This window comes from Streptomyces sp. SAS_281, from assembly GCF_052542855.1.
In genome coordinates this window covers 18,427-39,940 of record NZ_JBMNDO010000027.1, presented here as the reverse complement: position 1 = coordinate 39,940, position 21,514 = coordinate 18,427, and the positions used below count along the sequence as shown (strand labels likewise).

Genomic DNA, 21,514 nt, shown 5'->3' with positions numbered 1-21,514 from the left:
TACGTGGTCCCGTCCAGTCTCCCCCATGCCCCGGGACGTCCGGCGCGGGCCCGGGTCACACGTCCGTCGTACGGAGTCCTGCGTGCGCCTTGTAGCGGCGGTTGACCGAGATCAGGTTGGCGACCAGTGACTCGACCTGGTGGGCGTTGCGCAGGCGGCCCGCGAAGATGCCGCGCATGCCGGCGATGCGGCCGGCCAGGGCCTGGACGATGTCCGTGTCGGCGCGGGCCTCGCCCAGCACCAGGACGTCGGTGTCGATCTCGTCGATCGTCTCGTCCTGGAGCAGCACCGCCGAGAGGTGGTGGAAGGCGGCCGTGACGCGGGAGTCCGGCAGCAGGGCGGCGGCCTGTTCGGCGGCGCTGCCCTCCTCCGGCTTCAGCGCGTAGGCGCCCTTCTTGTCGAAGCCGAGCGGGTTGACGCAGTCGACGACGATCTTCCCGGCCAGCTCCTCGCGCAGCGACTCCAGCGTCTTGGCGTGCCCGTCCCACGGCACCGCCACGATCACCACGTCGCTCTCCCGCGCGCACGTGGCGTTGTCGGCGCCCCGCACGCCGTTCCCCAGCTCCTCGGCCGCCGCCTCCGCGCGGTCCGCCGCGCGGGAGCCGATGACCACCTGCTGGCCGGCGCGGGCGAAGCGGTACGCGAGGCCGCGGCCCTGCGGTCCGGTGCCGCCGAGCACGCCGACGGTCAGGCCGGACACGTCGGGCAGGTCCCAGGGGTCCTTGGCGGGGGGCTTGGGCGCGCTGCTGCTGTCATTCGTCGTCATGGCCCCGACACTACTGCCAGGTACGGGGCGGAGCCCGTGGGCCCGGGCCGCCACCCGTACGGATGGCTGTCCGGCCTTTCGCCGGTGCCCGGGCCGCCGCATGGTGCAGGATGCCGGGCCATGGATGCCGTACGTGTGGCGCTGCTGCGTGAAGTGCTCGCCAGGACCCAGTGGCCCGCCGCCGCCCGCCGGTTCGCCGGCGCGCTCCGCTCGTCCGTGGTCCCGCACGGCGGCGGGCTGCTGCTGGTGGGGACCGAGGCGTACGAGCCCTGGCACCTCGCCGCTCATCTGGTGGACGAGTCCACCTGGTCCGGGCTGCCCGAACTCCGTCCGACCCTGGTGCGCCACCGGGTGGAGCCCGGCGACCCGGCGCACCTCGCGGTCGGCCTCGGCCGGATCGAGGCGGCCGGGCGCGGCGAGACGCTGCTCGTGGTGACGCCGGACCGGCCCGGCGAGGGGCTGCTGGAGCGGGTGCACGACGCCCGGCGGGCCGGGGCGACGGTGCTGTCGCTGGACAACGGCGATCCGCAGGTGCGCGGGCTCGCCCATGAGGCGCTGTCCGTGACGGACGGCGACGACGTGGACCTGGACACCGTCCAGCACCTGGTCAGCGCCGCCGCCGGGGAGAACGGCGCGCCCGTTCCGCGGGCCGGCCGACGCACGTTCCGCGACCGCCTGTCCCGGCTGGCCGACCAGCTGACGGCGCCGCCCCCGCCGCGCTGGTGAGCGGGCCCGGCTGCCGGGAAACCCGTTTGCCTCCTCCACGTACCGCGACGGACCATGTCTCCTCGTGACCTTTCGCTCCTCCCTCGCCGCCAGGCTGGCCGCACTGCTTCCCGATCTCTCGCCCTGGCGTTCGTCGGCCGACTTCCGGCTGCTGTGGGTGCAGGGGATCGTCACCTACTTCGGCAGTTTCATGGCGCTGATCGCGCTGCCGCTCCAGATCAAGGACCTCACCGGCTCGCCCCTCGCCGTCGGCGCGATGGGCGCGGTGGAGCTGGTGCCGCTCGTCATATGCGGTCTGTACGGGGGCGCCCTCGCCGACGCCGCCGACCGGCGGAAGATCATCCTGGCCACCGAGGCCGGGCTCGGGCTGCTCGCGGTGGTCCTGCTGGTGAACGCGGCGCTGCCGGACCCGATGCTGTGGCCGCTCTACGGGGTGGCGGCGGGGGTCTCCGCGCTCGCCGGGCTCCAGCGGCCCGCGCTGGACTCGCTGATGGCCCGCATCGTGCCGCACGACCAGCTTCCGGCCGCCGCCGCGCTGAACTCGCTGCGCTGGCAGGCCGGGGCGATCATGGGCCCTTCGCTGGCCGGTCTGGTGGTGGCCTACGCCGGGCACGCCACCGCGTACTCCATCACCGTCGTGACCTTCGCCGCCTCGGTGCTGATGTGCCGCAGGCTCGCCCCCGCGCCGCCGGCCGAGACGGGACGGAAGCCGTCGCTGCGCGGCATCGTGGAGGGCGCCCGGTACGCCTGGAGCAGGCCGGTGCTGCTCGGGACGTACGCGATCGACATGGCCGCGATGTTCTTCGCGTTCCCCAACACGATCTTCCCGTTCCTCGCGGACGAGCTGGACGCCGACTGGTCGCTGGGCCTGATGTACGCGGCGGGCTCGGTCGGCTCGCTGGTGCTCGGCCTGACCAGCGGGTGGACGTCGCGGGTGCGCCGGCACGGGCTGTTCGTCGTGTTCGGTGCGGCCGTCTGGGGGCTCTCGATCGCGGCGGCCGGCTGGTTCGGCCATGTGTGGCTGGTGCTGGTGTGCCTCGGGTTCGCCGGGGCGGGCGACATGCTCAGCGGGCTCGGCCGGTCGACCATCTGGAACCAGACGATCCCGGAGGAGCTGCGCGGCCGCCTCGCGGGCATCGAGGTGCTCTCGTACAGCGTCGGCCCGCAGCTCGGCCAGGTCAGGGCCGGTGGCATGGCGGGGTGGACGGGGACCAGGCCCGCGATCTGGACCGGCGGCGTGGCCTGCGTCGCCTCGGTGGCGCTGCTGGCCGCGGCGCTCCCGAAGCTCCTCACCTACGACTCGGGGACGGACGAGGACGCGCTGCGCAGGCGGGCCCGGCACACGGAGGGGCCGGCCGTGGAACCGGCGGCCTGAGGCCGGGGCGTACGGCCATGAGCGGCGGCGCGCCCCGGCGGCCCCGTCAGCCTGCCGCCTGGTCCTCGTCCGGGCCCTTGCGGTCGTGCCACTTGGGGTCGGTGTCCCACTCCAGGTTCCGTTCCCGGGCGGTGTCCATGGCGTGCTGCGCCTCCTGCCGGGAGGCGTACGGACCGAAGCGGTCCTTGGCCGGGCAGTCGGGGCCCTCCTCGACCTTCTTGTGCTCCAGGCAGTAGAACCACTCGCCCGGCTTGCCGACCGTGCGCTTCTTGAACAGGGCCATCATCGGATCCTTTCCTCTGTGCCATGGTGCCCCGGAAGCGCTGGTTAGACTCGCTGGCATGTCTGGCCAGTCGCTGCTCGTACCAGGGGAGATCACTCCCGTCCGTTCCGTGCCCGGAAACATCCGGCGCCCCGAGTATGTGGGCAAGCCGGCTCCGACGCCGTACACAGGGCCGGAGGTGCAGGACAGCGACACCGTCGAGCGCATGCGCATCGCGGGACGGATCGCCGCGCAGGCGATGGCCGAGGCCGCCAAGCACATCGCCCCGGGCGTCACGACGGACGAACTCGACCGCGTCGCGCATGAGTTCATGTGCGACCACGGGGCCTACCCGTCGACGCTGGGCTACCGCGGCTTCCCCAAGTCGCTGTGCACCTCGCTCAACGAGGTGATCTGCCACGGCATCCCGGACTCCACCGTGCTGCGCGACGGCGACATCGTGAACCTCGACGTGACCGCGTACATCAACGGGGTGCACGGCGACAACAACGCGACGTACCTCTGCGGCGACGTGGACGAGGAGTCGCGGCTGCTCGTCGAGCGCACCGAGGAGTCGCTGCGGCGTGCGATCAAGGCCGTGAGGCCCGGGCGTCAGATCAACGTGATCGGGCGGGTCATCGAGTCGTACGCGAAGCGCTTCGGGTACGGCGTGGTGCGGGACTTCACCGGGCACGGGATCAACACCTCGTTCCACTCGGGGCTCATCGTGCCGCACTACGACAGCCCGCACGCGACCACCGTGATGAAGCCCGGCATGACGTTCACCATCGAGCCGATGCTGACGCTCGGCAGCCACGACTACGACATGTGGGACGACGGCTGGACCGTGGTGACGAAGGACCGCAAGCGCACCGCCCAGTTCGAGCACACGCTCGTCGTGACGGAGACCGGCGCGGACATCCTCACGCTGCCGTAGCCTCCGCGGCGGGCAGCAACACCTCCCGGCACCACTGGCGGAAGCCGGTGGGGGCCGGGGCGGTCAGGGCCCGCCACTCGGGCTCGTAGATGCCGTCGTCCTGGGCGGCGGCCATGTCGAGCAGACCCTGGGCCCAGGCGTCGTGCATCCCGTACCGCGTCAGGGCCGCCTTGTACGCCTGCCCGTCGGGCCGCTCGAAGCGGACCGGGCGCTCCAGGACCTCGGACAGGACCCGGGCCATCCCGACGGGCGTCAGGGAGTCGGGGCTGATGAGCGGGACCGTCTCCCGCCCCGACCAGGAACGGTCGGCGAGCAGCCGGGCGGCCACGGCGGCGATGTCGCGGGTGGCCACGAGCGGCAGCGCGCGGTCCGGGGCGACCGGCACGGACAGCACGCCCTCCGCCTTCAGCGCTCCGGCCTGGTGGAGCAGGTTCTCCATGAAGAACGGCATGGCCAGGGCGCGGTAGCCGACCCCGGTGCTCTCGATCATCTCGTCCATCGCGAACGCGGCCGACAGCTGTCCCGCGTGCGCCCCGTAGCCGCGGCCCAGGCTGCTGATGCCGACGACCCGGCGCACGCCCCTCTCCCGCAGGGCCTCGCAGGCCGGGCGGGTGAAGCCGAGGTAGTGCTCCCGGATGTCCTCGGCGCGGGGGTCGGGCGGGACCAGCCACAGCACGCCGTCGGCCCCCTCGAACGCCTCATTCAGCACCCGCGGGTCGCCGTGGGAGCCCCGCACCACCTCGGCGCGCTCGCGCGCCTCCGGGGCGATCCTCGCCGGGTCGCGGGCGATCACCCGCACCTTCTCACCGCCGTCGAGCAGCGCATCGAGCACCTGGCGGCCGATCCGGCCGGTGGGGGCGGTAACGACGATCACGGGAACCTCCGAAGCTTGCATGGCTGTGGACGCGGGAACGGCGCGCCGGCCGGTCGCCGGCCACTCACCGTTTCCATCGCTAACAATGGCACGGTAGCGTCGATAACGCAAAGCGCTAACACGAGTCCGTTATCATCGGAAACCATGGAGACCGAGCGCCCCGCCCCCGCCGAGAGCAACCGCCGGCGGATCATCGCCGCCGCCACCCGGCTGCTCGCGGAGAAGGGGCGTGAGGCGGTGTCGACCAGGGCCGTGGGCGCCGCGGCCGGCGTCCAGGCGCCGACCATCTACCGGCTCTTCGGCGACAAGCAGGGCCTGCTCGACGCCGTCGCCGCCGACGGCTTCGCCAGCCACATCGACGAGAAGGCCGCACTGGAGCTCACCGGCGACCCGGTGGAGGACCTGCGCAGGGGCTGGAACTTCAACACGGAGTTCGGCCTGGCCAACCCGGCCCTGTACACGCTGATGTACGCCCAGCCCAGCCCGGGCACCCCCTCCCCCGCCGCCGTCGCCGCGCTGGAGATCCTCGCCGCGCACGTCCACCGGATCGCCGAGGCGGGACGCCTGCGGATCGACGAGGCACGCGCCACCCACCTGGTGCACGCCGTGGGCGGCGGCACCACCCTCTCGCTCATCGCCACCCCGGAGGACCGGCGGGACATGAGCGTGTCCCACCTGGCCAGGGAAGCCGTCATCGCCGCGATCACCACCGAGGCGCCCGCCTCCCCGCCCCCCGGCCCGGCCGCGGCGGCCGTGGCGCTCCAGGCCCTTCTCCCCCGGACCGGCGCCCTCACGACGGGCGAACGCGCCCTGCTGACCGAACTGCTCGACCGCATCTCGGCCGCCCCGGACGAGCACGCCTGACGGAAGGCGCCTGCGCGCAGGCGGCCGCCCGGGCGGAGGGTCCCCGTTATCCGTGGTGGGCCAGGACGACCCTGCCGCCGATCTCCACCGTGCCGTCCGGCGCGGGCGCCGTGAGGATCTGGGAGCCGCGGCCCTGTGCGATGTTGAGCGCGCGCCCGAGGTGCGCACTGAGCAGCAGGGCGGCGGCCCCCGTCGCCTCGTCCTCGGTGATGCCGTCGTCCCGGCGCGGGAACGCCCGCGCCCTGACCCGCCCCGCCGCCTCCTCCTCCCACGCCCAGGCGTAGAGCCGGCCCTCGCCGGGCGGCGGTGCCGGCAGCGCGTCGACCTCGGCGGCCGAGGCGTACTGCTCCAGGGTGCGCGGCGGGGCCCACTCCGGGCGGGCGGTGATCCAGGTGAACTCCCCGTCGTGACGGGCGAACACGTCACCCACCTCCAGCTCCAGGATCTCCAGGTCGAGCAGCCAGGCGGCGCCGACGACGGGGTGCCCGGCGAACGGCAGCCGGAGCCCCGGGGTGTAGATGTCGAGCCGGCCGCGCTCGGGGTCGTCCACGAACACGGTCTCGCTGAAGCCGAGCTTCCCGGCGAGCTCCTGCCGGTCCGCGCGGCCGGGGACGCGGCGCCCGTCGCGTACGACACCGAGGGCGTTGCCGTGGCGGCCGTCCGGGCCGCAGAACACGCGGAGGATGTCGGTGCCGGCGGGTACGTCGTAGTCGCTCACGTCGGCATTCAAGCACCCGCACGGACACCGGCCGCCGTGATCGCGCCGGAGGCCGCACCGGCCGCCTCGCTTGACCTGTGCATTACCTGTGCGAGGTACGTCCATGGGTCGTCCGTGACCGCACTGTTGCCGAGCCCTCGCAGTGAGAGCTGAATCACTGCACGGGTGGGTATCGGACAGATAAGCCTCGGCTAAGTTAGGTCCGCCTCACCCGGCTTTGTCCGGCCTCTCACCACCTACTCCTTCATCCTCAAGTGGAGCCCGCATGCGAGCCGTTCGTCTCTCCGTCGTCACCGCAGCCGCCACCGCGGCCGCTCTGACCGCCGTCACGGGCTGCGCCGAGAAGAGCGACGGCAAGGGCGAAGGGGCCGTCCAGGTCGTCGCGAAGGACGACTCCTGCGAGGTCTCGAAGAAGAAGCTGCCGGCCGGGCACATCGAGCTCGCCGTGCAGAACAAGGGCTCCAAGGTCACCGAGGTCTACGTCCTGTTCCCGGACGACCGCATCGTCGCCGAGCGCGAGAACATCGGCCCCGGCACCAAGGCCACCATCACGGCCGAGATCAAGGCCGGTTCGTACGAGATCGCCTGCAAGCCCGGCATGAAGGGCCACGGCATCCGGCAGAAGATCGAGGTCAGCGGCGGCAAGGCGGCCAAGCGCAGCCCCGAGATGGACAAGGCCGTCGCCGGGTACCGCACCTATGTGCAGGCGCAGGCCGACGAGACCCTGCCGAAGGTCAAGGTCTTCACGGACGCCGTCGCCGCCGGGGACATCGAGGCCGCGAAGAAGGCGTACGCGAACTCCCGCGTCGGCTGGGAGCGCACCGAGCCGGTCGCCGAGTCCTTCGGCGACATCGACCCCAAGGTCGACGTCCGCGAGGACGGTCTCGAGGACGGCCAGAAGTGGACCGGCTGGCACCGCCTGGAGAAGGCCCTGTGGAAGGACAAGAAGCTCGGCGCCGAGGAGAAGGCCCTCGCGCCGGTCCTCTACAAGGACCTGGTCGACTGGCAGAAGCGCGTCGGCACCGCCGACATCACCCCGACCTCGATGGCCAACGGCGCCAAGGAGCTCCTCGACGAGGTCGCGACCGGCAAGGTCACCGGTGAGGAGGAGCGGTACAGCCACACCGACCTGGTCGACTTCAAGGCCAACGTCGAGGGCGCCGAGCAGTCCTACGACCTGCTGAAGGCGATCGCGTCCAAGAACGACGCCGCGCTCACCGCCACCCTGGACAAGCGGTTCGCGGAGCTGAACAAGCTGCTCGACAAGTACCGCGAGGACCCCTCCACGTACGACTTCACCTCCTACGACAAGGTCGGCAAGGCGGAGCGCAAGGAGCTGTCGGACGCGGTCAACGCGCTGGCCGAGCCGCTGTCCAGGCTCGCCGCCGCGGTCACGAAGTAACCGGCCGGAAAGAGGCTCCGGGATGAGCGAGGAGACCCGCGAAGCGTCTGTCGACGGCAGCGCCCCGTCGCGGCGCGCGCTGCTGGGCTGGGGCGGTGCCGGGCTGGCCCTCGGCGCAGCCGCCGCCGGGGTGGGCGTCGCCGCGGCCCGCTCCGACGACGGCGGCCGGACCACGGCCGCGGACAGCGGCGCCGCCGTGCCGTTCCACGGCGCGCACCAGGCCGGTATCGCCACCGCCGTCCAGGACCGGCTGCACTTCGCCGCGTTCGACGTGACGACGAAGGACCGGGCCGAACTGGTCGCGCTGCTCGAGGAGTGGACCAGGGCGGCCGAGCGGATGACCGCCGGGCACGCGGTCGGCGACGGGGCGTACGGGGGCCTGCCCGAGGCGCCGCCGGACGACACGGGCGAGGCCCTGGGGCTGAAGCCGTCGCGGCTGACGCTGACCATCGGCTTCGGGCCCTCGCTGTTCGCGAAGGACCGGTTCGGGCTGGCGGAGCGGCGCCCCGAGGCGCTGGTGGACCTGCCGAAGTTCCCCGGTGACAACCTCGACAAGGCCCGCAGCGGCGGCGACCTGTGCGTCCAGGCGTGCGCGGACGACCCGCAGGTCGCCGTGCACGCCATCCGCAACCTGGCCAGGATCGGCATGGGCCGCACCGCGATCCGCTGGTCGCAGCTGGGCTTCGGCAAGACGTCCTCGACCACGCCGGACGCCCAGACCCCGCGCAACATGATGGGCTTCAAGGACGGCACCCGGAACATCTCCGGCACCGACACGGCCACCCTCGGCACGCATGTCTGGGTCGGGGAAGGCGACGGTCCCGCCTGGATGACCGGGGGTTCGTACCTGGTGGCCCGGCGCATCCGGATGCACATCGAGACCTGGGACCGCGCCCCGCTTCAGGAGCAGGAGGACGTCTTCGGCCGCGACAAGGGCGAGGGCGCCCCGGTCGGCAAGGCGAAGGAGCGCGACGAGCCGTTCCTGAAGGCCATGCTGCCGACCGCACATGTGCGCCTCGCGCACCCGGACAGCAACGACGGGGCGATGATCCTGCGCCGGGGCTACTCCTTCACGGACGGCACCGACGGCCTCGGCCGGCTCGACGCGGGGCTGTTCTTCCTGGCCTACCAACGCGACACCCGCAAGGCGTTCGTTCCCCTGCAACGACGCCTGGCGGCACACGACGCACTCAACGAGTACATCCAGCACGTGGGTTCGGCGCACTTCGCCGTCCCGCCGGGCGTCCGCGACAAGGACGACTGGTGGGGCCGGGCGCTGTTCTCGTAACGGGACTCGAAGCGGAAAGGGAACCGAGACGTGTTCAGCAACTTCCTGATCGGGCTGCGTGAAGGGCTTGAGGCCAGCCTGGTCGTCTGCATCCTCATCGCGTACCTGGTGAAGACCGGCCACCGCGACCGGCTGGTGCCGATCTGGATCGGTGTGTCGATCGCGGTCGTCGTCAGCCTGGGCTTCGGCGCCGGGCTGGAGTTCGGCTCGCAGGAGATGACGTTCAAGGCGCAGGAGGCGCTGGGCGGTTCGCTGTCCATCGTGTCGGTGGGCCTGGTGACGTGGATGGTCTTCTGGATGCGGCGGACCGCCCGCCACCTCAAGGCGGAGCTGCACGGCAAGCTGGACGCCGCGCTCGCCATGGGAACCGGCGCGCTCGTCGCGACCGCGCTCCTGGCGGTCGGCCGGGAGGGGCTGGAGACCTCGCTGTTCGTGTGGCGGGCGGTGCACGCGGCGGACGACGGCTGGCACCCGATGATCGGCGCGGTCCTCGGCATCGCCGCCGCGGTGGTGCTGGGCTGGCTGTTCTACCGGGGCGCGCTCAAGATCAACCTGGCGAAGTTCTTCACCTGGACCGGCGGAATGCTGGTGGTCGTCGCCGCGGGTGTGCTGGCGTACGGCGTGCACGACCTCCAGGAGGCGGAGTTCCTGGGCGGTCTGGGAAACCGGGCGTTCGACATCAGCTCCACGATCCCGCCGGACAGCTGGTACGGGACGCTGCTGAAGGGCACGTTCAACTTCCAGCCCGACCCCACCGTCCTCCAACTCACCGTCTGGGCGCTGTATCTCGTCCCGGCCCTCGCGCTGTTCCTGTCCCCGGTAGGGTTCGGACGGTCAGTGGCGACGGATCAGAAGGCGCGGAAAGCAGCGGATGAGAAGTCTGGGGCCGGTGCGGCGGGTGGCGGGGCTCGCGGTGGCGACGGTGCTGAGCCTGACGGCGAGCGGGTGCGTGACGGTGCACGGCGAGCGGGCAGTCGTGCCGGCGGCGACGAGGGCTGAGGCCGCCCGGGCCCTGAAGGACTTCACCGCCGCGTACAACGCCGCCGACAAGGCGTACGATCCGGCCCTGGACGCGGACGTGGTGACGGGTTCGCTCGGCGCCATCAACCAGGCGGGGCTGAAGGCCCGGCACCGGATAGCACCCACCGGCAACTCCCGGCACCGGCCGCTGAAGCTGACCGACGCCCGTTTCGTCATCCCGGAGAAGGCGGGCTGGCCGCGCTGGTTCCTCGCCGACACGGACGCCAACCGCGACACGGGACAGGGCGAGCGGGACAGCCGCTGGCTGCTGGCGTTCACGAAGACCGGCCCCGCCGCGGGCTGGAAGGCCGCCTATCTGTCGGTCGTCGCCCCGGACCTCCTGCCCGCTCTCGCGAAGGACGCCGCACCGGTCGCGGCGGAAGGAACGGGTCTGGCCGTCGCCCCGCGCGATCTCGGCACGCGGTACGCGCAGTACCTCCAGAAGGGCACCCCGGACGTCTTCGCGCCGGGGGCGGCCACCTCGCAGTGGCGGGAGGCGCGGCTGAACACCCGGCGGGCCGGGTTCTCGTACCAGTACGCCGACCAGGCGCTGGACGGCGGCGCGTACGCCCCGCTCGGGCTGGCCACCGAGGACGGCGGGGCGCTGGTCTTCTTCAGCAGCAGGCACTACGAACGGCAGACCGCCGCGCAGGGGCTGCGCCCGGCGGTCGATCCCGATGTGGAGGCGCTGCTCACCGGAGAGGTGAAGAGCACGCTGACCAAGGAGCGGGTCTCCAGCCAGCTCGTGTACGTGCCGAAGAAGGGCGCCGGCACGGGCAAGGTGTCCGTGCTCAGCCGGCTGCCCGGGCTGACCTCGGCGGAGGGCTCGTAATGGCCGCGAAGGCCCCCGGTCCCGGCTACCTGCGCAGCGGCCAGGCCACCGATTCGTGGTCGACCTCGCTCTGGCCCTCGGAGCCGACGAACCGCGCGCAGGCGTCGGTCAGCGTCTCCAGGAGCGTCAGCGGGTCCGGCAGCGGGTGCTCGGGGCCGCGCAGCCAGGCGACGTCCAGCTCACCGGGGAGCTGGGCCGGGGGCAGCAGGACGTAGCTGCCGCGGCAGTGCCAGCGCAGGCCGGGGTGCTCGTCCATCGTCTCGGGGTGGCAGTCCAGCTCGCACGGCCACCACTCGTCCTCGTCCTCCGGGGTGCCGCGGGTCGCGGTGAAGAACAGCATCCGGTCGTCGCCGGAGCGGGCCACCGGGCCGACCTCGACCCCGGCGGCGAGGAGCCGTTCGAGGGCCTGCTCGCCGGCGGCCAGCGGAACGTCCAGGACGTCGTGGATCATGCCGGTCGCGGTGATGAAGTTGGCCTGCGGCTGGCTGCGGGCCCAGCGCTCGATCTGGGCGCGGTCGGTGGTGGACTGCGTCTGCCAGGCGAAGGAGAGCGGATGGCGGGCCGGGGTGGGGCAGCCGATGCGTTCGCACGAACATCGGTAGCCGACCGGGTGGGCGGCGGGTGCGATCGGCATTCCGGCCTCGGCGACGGCCAGGAGCAGCGCCTCCCGTGCGGTGTCGTCGACCTCGCGCCGCTGCGGTTTGGGTCGTCGCCGCAGCCACTGGGAAATCTTGCTCTCTGAGCCGCGATTACGGCCGAAATCGGCGCCCATCTATCCCCTTGCCTTTGCGTTGCCCCTGCCCATGGTCCCACCATCCTGCGCCTCGGGTGGCCAGAGTCCGGAAGCGGGGTGGGACGGCCGATGCCGCACCGGGGGCACTATCACACGCTTTGTCATGAAAAAACCCGTGTGACGACCGGTCCCGGCGGGGCCGCGCCACGCGCCCGGGGTCCGCGTGCGCGCGAACCACCCGTTCGGACCACAGCGCCGGGGCCCCGTACGGCGCACCATGAGCTCACGCACACACCCGTGCGACGCACCGGCCGCAGCGGCCACCAGCCGCCGCGACGATTCGTGGGGAGCCTCGATGCCTCGTGAAGCCACACCCCGGCACTATCTGATGTGTGCCCCTGCCCACTTCCAGGTGACGTACTCCATCAATCCGTGGATGGATCCCACCAAGCCGGTCGACCTGCCGCTGGCGCAGACCCAGTGGGAGGACCTGCGCGACCGCTACCGCGCCCTCGGCCACACCGTCGACCTGCTGGAGCCGCGCCCCGACCTGCCGGACATGGTCTTCGCGGCGAACGGGGCCACGGTGATCGACGGCCGGGTGCTGGGCGCCCGCTTCGCGTATCAGGAACGGTTCGAGGAGGCGGCCGCCCATCGCGACTGGTTCCTCGGCCACGGCTTCACCGAGGTCCACGAGCCGGACCACGTCAACGAGGGCGAGGGCGACTTCGCGGTGACCGCCTCGTACGTGCTGGCGGGCCGCGGGTTCCGGTCGTCGCCGCTCTCGCACGCGGAGGCGCAGGAGTTCTTCGGGCGCCCGGTGATCGGCCTCGACCTGGTGGACCCGCGCTACTACCACCTGGACACGGCCCTGTGCGTGCTCGACGACGCGGCCGACGAGGTCATGTACTACCCGCCGGCCTTCTCGCCGGGCAGCCGGGCGGTCCTGGCGCGGCTCTTCCCGGACGCGCTGACCGCCGGGGAGGCGGACGCGGCGGCGCTCGGCCTGAACGCGGTGAGCGACGGGCTCCACGTCCTGCTGCCCCAGGCCGCGACGGGGCTGTTCGACCCGCTCCGGGCGAGGGGTTTCGAGCCGGTGCCGATGGACCTGAGCGAGCTGCTGAAGGGCGGCGGCAGCGTGAAGTGCTGTACGCAGGAGCTGCGCGGCCGTGATCCGAACGGCTAAGGGCTCTCCTCCGGGGGCGGCCAGGCGTCGCCCCAGTCGGTGTCCCGGGCGGCGCGGTACAGGGCGCCGTGCCGCTTGGTGACGGTCTCCCGGCGCAGCCCCTCCTCGCGGGTGCAGAGGTCCAGGAGCACCTGCCCCTTGCGGATCTGGGGCCTGCGGACGACCCGGGCGGCCACCGGCAGGGGCGTGAACCGGGTGGCGACGACGTAGCTGAACTTCTCGTCCTCGTACGCCAGTGAGCCGCCCTTCACCTGCCGGTGCAGCGAGGAGCGGCTGACCCGGGCCGAGAAGTGGCACCAGTCGGTGCCCGGCTCGATGGGGCAGGCGCCGCTGTGCGGGCAGGGCGCGGCGACGGTGAGCCCGGCGGCGACGAGCCGGTCGCGGGCCTCGATGATCCGGGCGTAGCCGCCCGGGGTGCCGGCCTCGACGAGCACGACGGCCTGGCCGGCCGCGGCGGCGGCGTCGATGAGCGCGGTGCGGGCCGGGCCGGTCAGTTCGTTGAGCACGTAGGAGATCGTGACGAGGTCCGCCGGCGCGAGGTCGAGGTCCTGGCCGATGCGGGCCCGCCGCCAGTCGGCGGTGCGCAGGGCGTCCGGGCCGCCCGCGGCCAGTTCGCGGCCGAGGGCGAGCGCGGGCTCGGCCCAGTCCAGGACGGTGGTGCGGTGGCCCTCCCACTCCCCCGCGACGGCCCAGCTCGCCGCCCCGGTGCCGCCGCCGACGTCGGTGTGCGTGGCGGGCGCCCAGTCGGGGGCGGCCTCGCGGAGGGCGGCGAGGGCGGCCCGTACCGCCTCGAAGGTGGCGGGCATCCGGTACGCCGCGTACGCGACCACGTCCGCGCGGTCGCGGAGCACCGGGGCGTCGGTGGGAATCGTGCCCCGGTAGTGGGCGATGAGCCGGTCGACGGCCTGGCCGGCCTGCTTGGGCGGCAGCCCGTCCAGGAGTCCGGCGAGGGCCGCGCGCAGGGCGTCCGCGGTGGGGAGGGTGGCGTTCACCGAGGAATTGTAGGCGGGCCGGGGCGGCCGTCAGATCTCGGAGGTGCGCTGCCAGGGCCGGCACAGGCCGAGGAAGCAGGCGAGGGCGCCCACCGCGCAGGTCAGCTGGACGACGGCCATGGGGACCGCGGTCTCCTCTCCCGCGATGCCGACGAGCGGGGAGGCGATGGCGCCGATCAGGAACTGCGAGGTGCCGAGCAGCGCGGAGGCCGATCCGGCGGCGTGCTTGGTGCGCATCAGCGCCTGGGCGTTGGTGTTGGGCATCGCCAGGCCCATCGCCGACATCAGCACGAAGAGCCCGGCGGCCACCGGCACGAGGCCGACGTCGCCGAAGACCCCGGAGGTCATCAGGAGCAGCGCGGTCGCGGCGGCCACGATGACGACGAGTCCGAAGGTGAGGGCCTTGTCCAGGCTGACCCGGCCGACGAGCAGCTTGCCGTTGATCTGGCCGACGGCGATCAGGCCGATGGAGTTGATGCCGAAGAGCAGGCTGAAGGTCTGCGGGGACGCCCCGTAGATCTCCTGGACGACGAACGGCGAGGCGCTGACGTACGCGAAGAGCGCGGCGAAGGCGAGGCTGCCCGCGATCATGTAGCCGGTGAAGACCCGGTCGGCGAGCAGGCCGCGCATGGTGCGCAGGGCGTCGCCGACGCCGCCGGTGTGGCGCTCGGCGGGCGGCAGGGTCTCGCCGAGCCACTTCCAGACGACGAACGTGAGCAGGATGCCCACGGCGGTCAGGACCCCGAAGATGCCGCGCCAGTCGGTGAGGCGCAGGACCTGGCCGCCGATGACCGGGGCGATGACGGGGGCGACGCCGGAGATCAGCATCAGCGTCGAGAAGAACCGGGCCATCGCGACGCCGTCGTACATGTCGCGGACGACGGCGCGGGAGATGACGATGCCGGCCGCGCCGGCGAGGCCCTGGATGAGGCGGAAGGCGATGAGGAGCCCGGCGGACGGGGCGAAGATGCAGAGGGCGGTGGCGAGTACGTAGACGGCCATGCCGAGCAGCAGCGGGCGGCGCCTGCCCCAGCGGTCGCTCATCGGTCCGACGACGACCTGGCCGAGCGCCATGCCGGTGAGGCAGGCGGTCAGGGTGAGCTGGACGGTGGCGGCGGGGGCGTGCAGCGAGTCGGTGACGGCCGGAAGGGCCGGGAGGTACATGTCCATCGACAGCGGCGGGAGCGCCGTGAGGCCGCCGAGGACGAGGGTGACGAGGAGTCCGGTGCGCCGGGCGGCGGGGGTGGCGGCTCTGCCGGGAAGAGGGGCCCCGCTCCGCGGGGTGGTGTCGGTGGTGCGTATGTGCTGGGCTCGGCTGACGCCGCTCTCCGGCATTCTCATCTCCATAGTTGTTGAATCCGGCTCTATGCTCTCAGCTCGGCGGGGATGGTCGACACCTTTTGGGAGCGTGCATGAGCAGGACTGTCCGTTGGGGCGTGCTGGCGACCGGTGGGATCGCGGCGACGTTCACCGCTGATCTCCAGGCGATGCCCGGTGCGGAGGTCGTGGCCGTGGCGTCCCGCTCGGACGCCTCGGCGCGGGCGTTCGCGGAGCGGTTCGGGATACCGAGGGCGTACGGGGACTGGGCCGGCCTGGTCGCGGACGACGAGGTCGACGTGGTGTACGTGGCCACGCCGCACTCCGCGCACCGGGAGGCCGCCGCGCTCGCGCTGGAGGCCGGGAAGCACGTGCTGTGCGAGAAGGCGTTCACGCTGAACGAGCGCGAGGCGCGGGAGCTGGTGAAGCTCGCCCGGGACCGCGGGGTCTTCCTGATGGAAGCGATGTGGACCTACTGCAACCCGGTGATCCGGCGCCTCACCGAGCTGGTGCGGGACGGGGCGATCGGGGAGATCCGGACCGTGCAGGCCGACTTCGGCTTCGCGGGCGACCTGGGCCCGGACCACCGGCTGCGCGATCCCCGGCTGGGCGGCGGGGCGCTGCTGGACCTGGGCGTCTACCCGGTGTCGTTCGCGCAGCTGCTGCTGGGCGAGCCGGACCGGGTGCGGGCGGACGCCCTGCTGTCGCCGGAGGGCGTGGACCTGAACACCGGGATGCTGCTGGGCTGGGACTCGGGCGCCAACGCCCTGCTGTCCTGCTCGATCGTCGGGCACCACCCGACGGCCGCCACGGTGATCGGGACGGGCGGGCGGATCGACATCCCGCACAGCTTCTTCCACCCGCAGGGCTTCGTGCTGCACCGGGCGGGCGCCGAGCCCGAGGAGATCACCTCGGGCCCGGGCCCGCAGGGGCTCTCGGGGATGCAGTACGAGGCGGCCGAGGTGATGCGGGCGGTCCTCGCCGGCGAGACGGAGTCCCCGCTGGTGCCGCTGGAGGGTTCGCTCGCGGTGATGCGGACGCTCGACGCGGTCCGTGACCGCATCGGCGTCCGCTACCCGGTGGATGCCGCTTAGGCGGGCTTCAGACCCGGGCGGCCGGCCTCGGTGACGTAGGAGCCGGCGGTGGTGACGGGGGCGCCCGGTGTGGTGACGGCGGAGACCGTACGGAAGTCCGCGCGGGCCGCCCGCTCCTGGAGGGTGACGACGGCGTAGCCGCGGCGCCCGTTGTAGAACTTCAGGTGCGGGTTGGCCGCCATCAGGTTGCTGTAGTTGGACGGCTTCTCGGAGCCGTCCTTCCCGCTGGTGATGGAGGTCGTGACGATCTCGGTGCCGACGGTCCGCGACGCCGGGTCGTCGAAGTCCCGCTTGATGTCGAAGCCGTAGCTGACGTGCACGTCGCCGGTGAGGACCATGAGGTTGTCCACGCCGACGCGCTCGGCGCCCTTCAGGATGCGGTCGCGGGAGGCCGGGTAGCCGTCCCAGGAGTCCATGGACAGCTTGAACGCGTCGGTGGGAACGTCGCGCCGCTGGGCGAAGGTGACCTGCTGGGGCACGACGTTCCAGGTGGCGTGCGAGTGGCGCCAGCCGTCGATGAGCCAGCGCTCCTGGGTGGCGCCGGTCAGGGTGCGCCTCGGGTCCTCGGACTCCGGTCCGGGCGTCTGCCAGCCGTCGCCGTACGCCTGGTCGCTGCGGTACTGCCGGGTGTCGAGCACGTCGAACTGGGCGAGCCGGCCGAAGTTCAGCCGCCGGTAGAGCCGCATGTCGGGGCCGGTCGGCCGCTGGGGCGCGCGCAGCGGCTGGTTCTCCCAGTAGGCGCGGTACGCGGCGGCCCGGCGGATCAGGAACTCCTCCGGCGGCACGCTGTTCTCCGGGGTGTCGCCCGCGTAGTTGTTCTCGGTCTCGTGGTCGTCCCAGGTGACGACGAAGGGGTGCGCGGCGTGGGCGGCGCGCAGGTCCGGGTCGGACTTGTAGAGGGCGTAGCGCAGCCGGTAGTCCTCCAGCGTCGCCGTCTCCCGGTTGAACAGGGCGGGCAGCGTGCGGTCGGTGTACTTGCGGGCGCCGCCGACGGCGGTGACGGCGTACTCGTACAGGTAGTCGCCGAGGTGGAAGACGACGTCGACGTCCTCCTGGGCGAGGTGCCGGTACGCGGTGAAGTAGCCGTCGTGGTACGCCTGGCAGGAGACGGCGGCCAGGGCCAGTTCGCGCTTGCGGGCGCCGGGCGCGGGTGCCGTACGGGTGCGGCCGGCCGGGCTGGTCCACTGTCCGGCGCGGAAGCGGTAGTAGAGGACGCGGTCCGGGGCGAGGCCCTGGACCTCGACGTGGACGCTGTGGTTGAACTCCGGGTGGGCGTACGTGGTGCCGCGCCGGACGACGCGGCTGAACCGCTCGTCGTGGGCCAGCTCCCAGCGGACCTCGACGCGGGCGTCCGGAAGACCGCTGCCGGGTTCGAACGGGCGGGGCGCGAGCCGGGTCCAGAGCAGCACGGAGTTCGGCAGCGGGTCGCCGGACGCCACGCCGAGGGTGAACGGGTCCTCGCCGATCTGCCGGGCCTCCATCTCGCGGGCGCTCGCGGTCCCGGCGGCGGGCAGGCCGACCGAGAAGGCGAGCGCGGCGGCGGCGCCGGTGACGGTGAGGAAGCGGCGGCGGTCCGTGTGCCGGGCCGCTTCGCGCAGCTCCTGCTGTGGCGATGAGTGCGTCATCTGTCCCTCCCCTGACTGGTGGTGTGGGGGAAGTCCAGCGGCCCGGCGCATCCGGAGGCTGACGTGTTCGCGTCGCGCGGGCGTCGCCCGGATGAGGAGTGCGGCAGGATGGTGCCCCCAGGGGCAAACTCCGCGTTCGCGGCGAAATCCATGATCATCGCCCGGCGCCGCACGGGCGCGGGAATCGCCGGGGCCCCGCCCCGAATCACCCCGCCGGGGCTGCGCGTACGCTGCCCCAGCATGAGCAACAGTCTGTTGAATTCCGCGGAGAACCCCCCGGCGAAGACCGCGGTGGTGACGGGCGCCGGTTCCGGCATCGGCCGTGCGGTCGCGCTCGCCCTGGCCGGCGCGGGCTGGTCGGTGGCGCTCGCGGGCCGCCGCCCGGGGCCGCTGGCCGAGACGGCGGCCCTGGCCGGTGAGCACGCACGGGTGCTGACCGTCCCGGCCGACGTGACCCGCCCCGAGGACGTGGACGCGCTGTTCTCCTCCGTACGGGAGTGGGCCGGCCGCGTCGACCTGCTGTTCAACAACGCGGGCACGTTCGGCCCCGGCGGGCCCGTCGAGGAGCTGGCGTACGAGGAGTGGCGCGGGGTCGTCGACGTCAACCTGACGGGGGCGTTCCTGTGCGCGCAGGCCGCGTACCGGCAGATGAAGGAGCAGGACCCGCAGGGCGGCCGGATCATCAACAACGGTTCCATCTCCGCGCACACGCCGCGCCCGCACTCGGTGGCGTACACCGCGACGAAGCACGCGATCACCGGTCTGACGAAGTCGCTGTCGCTGGACGGGCGTCCGTACCGCATCGCCTGCGGCCAGATCGACATCGGCAACGCGGCGACGGACATGACGGAACGGATGCGCACGGGCACCCTCCAGGCCAACGGCGAACTCGCCGTGGAGCCGGTGATGGCGGCCGGCGACGTGGCCCGGACGGTGCTGCACATGGCGGAGCTGCCCCTGGAGGCGAACGTCCAGTTCGCGACGGTGATGGCGACGGCGATGCCGTACGTGGGCCGGGGCTGAGGACGCACCGGGAGTGCCGCCGTCCGGCAGGGGGTTGAGCCGCACCGGGAATGCCGCCGTCCGGCAGGGGGTTGAGCCGCACCGGGAATGCCGCCGTCCGGCAGGGGGTTGAGCCGCACATGACTGATCTCCCCGCAACCGGCATCCTGCGCTACACCGCGTTCTCCGCCGACCCCGAGGGCGGCAACCCCGCCGGGGTGGTGCTCGACGCCTCCGGTCTCGACGAGGCCGCCATGCTGGCCGTGGCGGCGGACCTCGGCTACAGCGAGACGGCCTTCCTGACCGGGCGGACCGAGGCGTCGGAGCCCGGTGCGCGCGGTTACGCGGTCCGCTACTTCAGCCCGAAGGCCGAGGTGCCGTTCTGCGGCCACGCCACGGTCGCCGCCGCCCTCGCGCTCGCCGAGCGGGACGGGCCGGGCGAGGTGGAGTTCGCCACCGCCGCCGGTACGGTGCCGGTCACCGTGGTCCGCGAGGGCGACGAGCTGCGGGCGACGCTGACCAGCGTGGAACCGCACGTCAAGGACGTGGACGCGGGCGACCTCGCGGAGGCGCTGGCGGCGCTGGACTGGCCGGCCGCCGACCTCGATCCGGCCCTGCCGCCCCGGATCGCGTACGCCGGGGCCCGCCACCTCGTGCTGGCCGCGGCGACCCGGGAGCGGCTGGCCGCGCTGGACTACGACTTCGCGCGCCTGGAAGCGCTGATGCACCGGCTGGACCTGACGACCGTGCAGCTGGTGTGGCGGGCGTCCGACGCGGTGTTCCACGTCCGCGACCCGTTCCCGGTCGGCGGGGTGGTGGAGGACCCGGCGACGGGTGCCGCGGCGGCCGCGTTCGGGGCGTACCTGCGGGAGCTGGCCCTCGTACCGGAGGCCGCCGTGCTGACCCTGCACCAGGGCGAGGACATGGGCCGCCCCGGCACGCTCACCGTGACGCTCGGGGCGGGCGACGCACGGGTGCGGGTGAGCGGGACCGGCACCCGGCTGCCGGACCCGGCCTGATCCCCGCTCAGCCCGGCCCGCCGAGCGCGCAGGTGAAGACCGTCTCCCCCTCCTGCACCGCCCGCACCCGCACCCCGGTCGGGGTGGCCGCCGCCTCGATCCAGCAGGGGCGGTCCAGCTCCACGTACCGGAGGAAGTCGGAGCGCAGGGCGACGGGGAGGAAGCCGGGCACGGTGGCGTGGGCCGCCTGCCGGGCCGCCTCCAGGAGCAGGATGCCGGGCACGTGGTCGTTGGGGCGGCCGAACAGCGTCGGGTGCCCGGTGTCGAGCCGCAGCGGCCAGCGCCCGGGGGCGACGGGGGGCCCGAGGACGACGTCCCGCTCGGCGGCCCGCCCTGCGGTGCGCGGCGCGAGCGGCGGGAGCAAGGGCACGGGGGCGGCGGCGGACCGGTGGCCGCGCAGGCGGTGGTAGGCGGCGGCCGAGGTGCAGCTGATCCGCGAGTCGCAGACGGCGAGCACCGCCCCGGCCCGGCGCAGCACGAAGTCGACGCGCATCGAGCCGAGGCCGCGGCCCCGGCGGCGGATGTCGGAGCAGTTCACCTCGACCATGACGTCCCAGGGATCGTCGTCGAGCACGAGGTGTCCGGCGTCGGTGGTGTAGTGCAACTCCCACATCACGAAGGCGTCGCCGAGCGGCACCCCGAGTTCGGCGTGGCAGACCAGCATCGCCGCCTGCCGCATCGTTTCCGCGATCAGCAGGGGGTCCTGGTGGCCTCCGACGGGGGCGAAGAAGCGGTGGGCGCGCGGCCAGTGCGCGGGCACGCGGAACCGGGTGTCGCTCAGCCGGGCCACGCCGGTCGGGAAGAGGTCCCGCGCGTCCGGGCGGTGAGCCATCCGTCCGAGCTCCGCCCCGGTCACGCGTGAGGAGATATGGACCATGGGGTGCCCCCGGGAAGACTGCGGTTCGATGGGCCGGGAGGCCCCCGGCCCGGCTGTGACCGGGCCAGTCTGCCCCGGCTTCACCCACAGTTTCCAGCCACCCCCTTGAGTCGGCCCCTAGGGTGAGTGGAGTTACCGACCGTGATCGCTGTGACAGGAGTGCCCCATGTCCGTGCACCGTGTGGTCCCCAACGTCCCGGTAAGCACCCGCGGCGAGACCCGGACGGATGCGTCCGCCCTGCGGGACACCAGCGCGTTCTACGGCCTGCTCGGCTTCGAGGAGGTCATGAACCATGGCTGGATCATGACCCTCGCCTCGCCCACCCAGCCGGCCGCCCAGATCAGCTTCATGACCAAGGACGCGACCGGTCCGGTCAACCCGGACCTCAGCGTGGAGGTCGCCGACGTGGACGCGGTGCACGCCGCGCTCGTCCGCGAGGGCGCGGAGATCGTGTACGGCCCGCACGACGAGGAGTGGGGCGTGCGCCGCTTCTTCGTACGCGACCCGAACGGCCGCGTGATCAACGTCCTGACACACCGCTGAACGGCCGGCCCGGGACCGGGTTCCCCCGCCCTGCGCCGTTCGGGTAGCCCTCGCCCGGGTA

The 21,514-nt window shown here is 73.0% G+C and carries 22 protein-coding genes; 13 read left to right on the top strand and 9 right to left on the bottom strand.

Annotated elements, in window-relative coordinates:
- Positions 1-55: 55 nt before the first annotated feature.
- Positions 56-766, bottom strand: a complete 711-nt coding sequence (gene npdG / locus ACN6LM_RS13000) for an NADPH-dependent F420 reductase (RefSeq protein ID WP_445065496.1) — start codon at positions 764-766, stop codon at positions 56-58.
- A 120-nt stretch (positions 767-886) separates the two neighbouring features.
- Between npdG and ACN6LM_RS12995 the strand changes: the two genes are divergently transcribed.
- Together ACN6LM_RS12995 and ACN6LM_RS12990 are read left to right on the top strand one after the other, a co-directional pair.
- Complete coding sequence (locus ACN6LM_RS12995; RefSeq protein ID WP_445065495.1) at positions 887-1,492, top strand: hypothetical protein; 606 nt, start codon at positions 887-889, stop codon at positions 1,490-1,492.
- Positions 1,493-1,556: 64 nt separating this feature from the next.
- Positions 1,557-2,867, top strand: a complete 1,311-nt coding sequence (locus ACN6LM_RS12990) for an MFS transporter (RefSeq protein WP_445065494.1) — start codon at positions 1,557-1,559, stop codon at positions 2,865-2,867.
- A 46-nt stretch (positions 2,868-2,913) separates the two neighbouring features.
- On the opposite strand, the gene ACN6LM_RS12985 is transcribed toward ACN6LM_RS12990, so the two are convergent.
- Complete coding sequence (locus tag ACN6LM_RS12985; protein ID WP_445065525.1) at positions 2,914-3,150, bottom strand: hypothetical protein; 237 nt, start codon at positions 3,148-3,150, stop codon at positions 2,914-2,916.
- A 58-nt stretch (positions 3,151-3,208) separates the two neighbouring features.
- On the opposite strand from ACN6LM_RS12985, the gene map reads away from it, so the two are divergent.
- Positions 3,209-4,066, top strand: coding sequence for a type I methionyl aminopeptidase (map, locus tag ACN6LM_RS12980; protein ID WP_445065493.1), 858 nt, complete (start codon positions 3,209-3,211; stop codon positions 4,064-4,066).
- Here map and ACN6LM_RS12975 read toward each other — a convergent pair.
- Positions 4,053-4,940 carry an NmrA family NAD(P)-binding protein gene (locus ACN6LM_RS12975; RefSeq protein ID WP_445065492.1) on the bottom strand — a complete coding sequence of 296 codons (888 nt, stop codon included), beginning with the start codon at positions 4,938-4,940 and terminating at the stop codon, positions 4,053-4,055. The genes map and ACN6LM_RS12975 overlap by 14 nt on opposite strands.
- A gap of 144 nt (positions 4,941-5,084) precedes the next feature.
- On the opposite strand from ACN6LM_RS12975, the gene ACN6LM_RS12970 reads away from it, so the two are divergent.
- Entirely contained in the window at positions 5,085-5,804 is a 720-nt protein-coding gene (locus ACN6LM_RS12970) for a TetR/AcrR family transcriptional regulator (RefSeq protein ID WP_445065491.1), read from the top strand.
- Positions 5,805-5,850: 46 nt separating this feature from the next.
- On the opposite strand, the gene ACN6LM_RS12965 is transcribed toward ACN6LM_RS12970, so the two are convergent.
- Positions 5,851-6,522, bottom strand: coding sequence for a PhzF family phenazine biosynthesis protein (locus ACN6LM_RS12965; RefSeq protein WP_445065490.1), 672 nt, complete (start codon positions 6,520-6,522; stop codon positions 5,851-5,853).
- 265 nt (positions 6,523-6,787) lie between these two features.
- Here ACN6LM_RS12965 and efeO point away from each other — a divergent pair, with 265 nt between their 5' ends.
- Genes efeO through ACN6LM_RS12945 form a run of 4 tightly spaced genes read left to right on the top strand, consistent with a single transcriptional unit; the run spans position 6,788 to position 11,064 of the window.
- Complete coding sequence (gene efeO / locus ACN6LM_RS12960) at positions 6,788-7,924, top strand: iron uptake system protein EfeO (RefSeq protein WP_445065489.1); 1,137 nt, start codon at positions 6,788-6,790, stop codon at positions 7,922-7,924.
- Positions 7,925-7,946: 22 nt separating this feature from the next.
- Positions 7,947-9,212: an iron uptake transporter deferrochelatase/peroxidase subunit gene (gene efeB, locus ACN6LM_RS12955; protein ID WP_445065488.1), complete on the top strand. Its 1,266-nt coding sequence runs from the start codon at positions 7,947-7,949 to the stop codon at positions 9,210-9,212.
- 30 nt (positions 9,213-9,242) lie between these two features.
- Positions 9,243-10,211 (top strand): iron uptake transporter permease EfeU, encoded by a 969-nt coding sequence (gene efeU, locus ACN6LM_RS12950; protein ID WP_445065487.1) that lies wholly within the window; start codon positions 9,243-9,245, stop codon positions 10,209-10,211.
- Positions 10,162-11,064, top strand: a complete 903-nt coding sequence (locus ACN6LM_RS12945; RefSeq protein ID WP_445065524.1) for a hypothetical protein — start codon at positions 10,162-10,164, stop codon at positions 11,062-11,064. The genes efeU and ACN6LM_RS12945 overlap by 50 nt, the downstream gene beginning before the upstream one ends.
- 25 nt (positions 11,065-11,089) lie before the next feature.
- Here the strand turns inward: ACN6LM_RS12945 and ACN6LM_RS12940 are convergent, their stop codons facing one another.
- On the bottom strand, positions 11,090-11,836 hold the full coding sequence (locus tag ACN6LM_RS12940) for a bifunctional DNA primase/polymerase (protein ID WP_425819759.1): 747 nt from the start codon (positions 11,834-11,836) through the stop codon (positions 11,090-11,092).
- A 316-nt stretch (positions 11,837-12,152) separates the two neighbouring features.
- Here ACN6LM_RS12940 and ddaH point away from each other — a divergent pair, with 316 nt between their 5' ends.
- Positions 12,153-12,983, top strand: a complete 831-nt coding sequence (gene ddaH / locus ACN6LM_RS12935) for a dimethylargininase (protein ID WP_445065486.1) — start codon at positions 12,153-12,155, stop codon at positions 12,981-12,983.
- Here ddaH and ACN6LM_RS12930 read toward each other — a convergent pair.
- Positions 12,980-13,975 (bottom strand): small ribosomal subunit Rsm22 family protein, encoded by a 996-nt coding sequence (locus ACN6LM_RS12930; protein ID WP_445065485.1) that lies wholly within the window; start codon positions 13,973-13,975, stop codon positions 12,980-12,982. The genes ddaH and ACN6LM_RS12930 overlap by 4 nt on opposite strands.
- 30 nt (positions 13,976-14,005) lie before the next feature.
- Positions 14,006-15,310 carry a multidrug effflux MFS transporter gene (locus ACN6LM_RS12925; RefSeq protein WP_445065484.1) on the bottom strand — a complete coding sequence of 435 codons (1,305 nt, stop codon included), beginning with the start codon at positions 15,308-15,310 and terminating at the stop codon, positions 14,006-14,008.
- A gap of 77 nt (positions 15,311-15,387) precedes the next feature.
- On the opposite strand from ACN6LM_RS12925, the gene ACN6LM_RS12920 reads away from it, so the two are divergent.
- A complete protein-coding gene (locus ACN6LM_RS12920) occupies positions 15,388-16,386 on the top strand; it encodes a Gfo/Idh/MocA family protein (protein WP_445065483.1) in 999 nt (332 codons plus the stop codon).
- Here the strand turns inward: ACN6LM_RS12920 and ACN6LM_RS12915 are convergent.
- Positions 16,383-18,011, bottom strand: a complete 1,629-nt coding sequence (locus tag ACN6LM_RS12915) for an alkaline phosphatase D family protein (protein ID WP_445065482.1) — start codon at positions 18,009-18,011, stop codon at positions 16,383-16,385. The two genes, ACN6LM_RS12920 and ACN6LM_RS12915, sit on opposite strands and share 4 nt — an antisense overlap.
- A 240-nt stretch (positions 18,012-18,251) precedes the next feature.
- On the opposite strand from ACN6LM_RS12915, the gene ACN6LM_RS12910 reads away from it, so the two are divergent.
- Both ACN6LM_RS12910 and ACN6LM_RS12905 read left to right on the top strand, forming a co-directional pair.
- Complete coding sequence (locus tag ACN6LM_RS12910) at positions 18,252-19,034, top strand: SDR family oxidoreductase (RefSeq protein WP_445065481.1); 783 nt, start codon at positions 18,252-18,254, stop codon at positions 19,032-19,034.
- 119 nt (positions 19,035-19,153) lie between these two features.
- The gene (locus tag ACN6LM_RS12905; RefSeq protein ID WP_445065480.1) at positions 19,154-20,032 is read left to right on the top strand and encodes a PhzF family phenazine biosynthesis protein; all 879 of its coding nucleotides are present in this window, start codon (positions 19,154-19,156) and stop codon (positions 20,030-20,032) included.
- A gap of 7 nt (positions 20,033-20,039) precedes the next feature.
- Here the strand turns inward: ACN6LM_RS12905 and ACN6LM_RS12900 are convergent, their stop codons facing one another.
- A complete protein-coding gene (locus tag ACN6LM_RS12900; protein WP_445065479.1) occupies positions 20,040-20,864 on the bottom strand; it encodes a ScbA/BarX family gamma-butyrolactone biosynthesis protein in 825 nt (274 codons plus the stop codon).
- A gap of 211 nt (positions 20,865-21,075) precedes the next feature.
- On the opposite strand from ACN6LM_RS12900, the gene ACN6LM_RS12895 reads away from it, so the two are divergent.
- Entirely contained in the window at positions 21,076-21,453 is a 378-nt protein-coding gene (locus ACN6LM_RS12895) for a VOC family protein (protein ID WP_445065478.1), read from the top strand.
- Positions 21,454-21,514 lie beyond the last annotated feature (61 nt).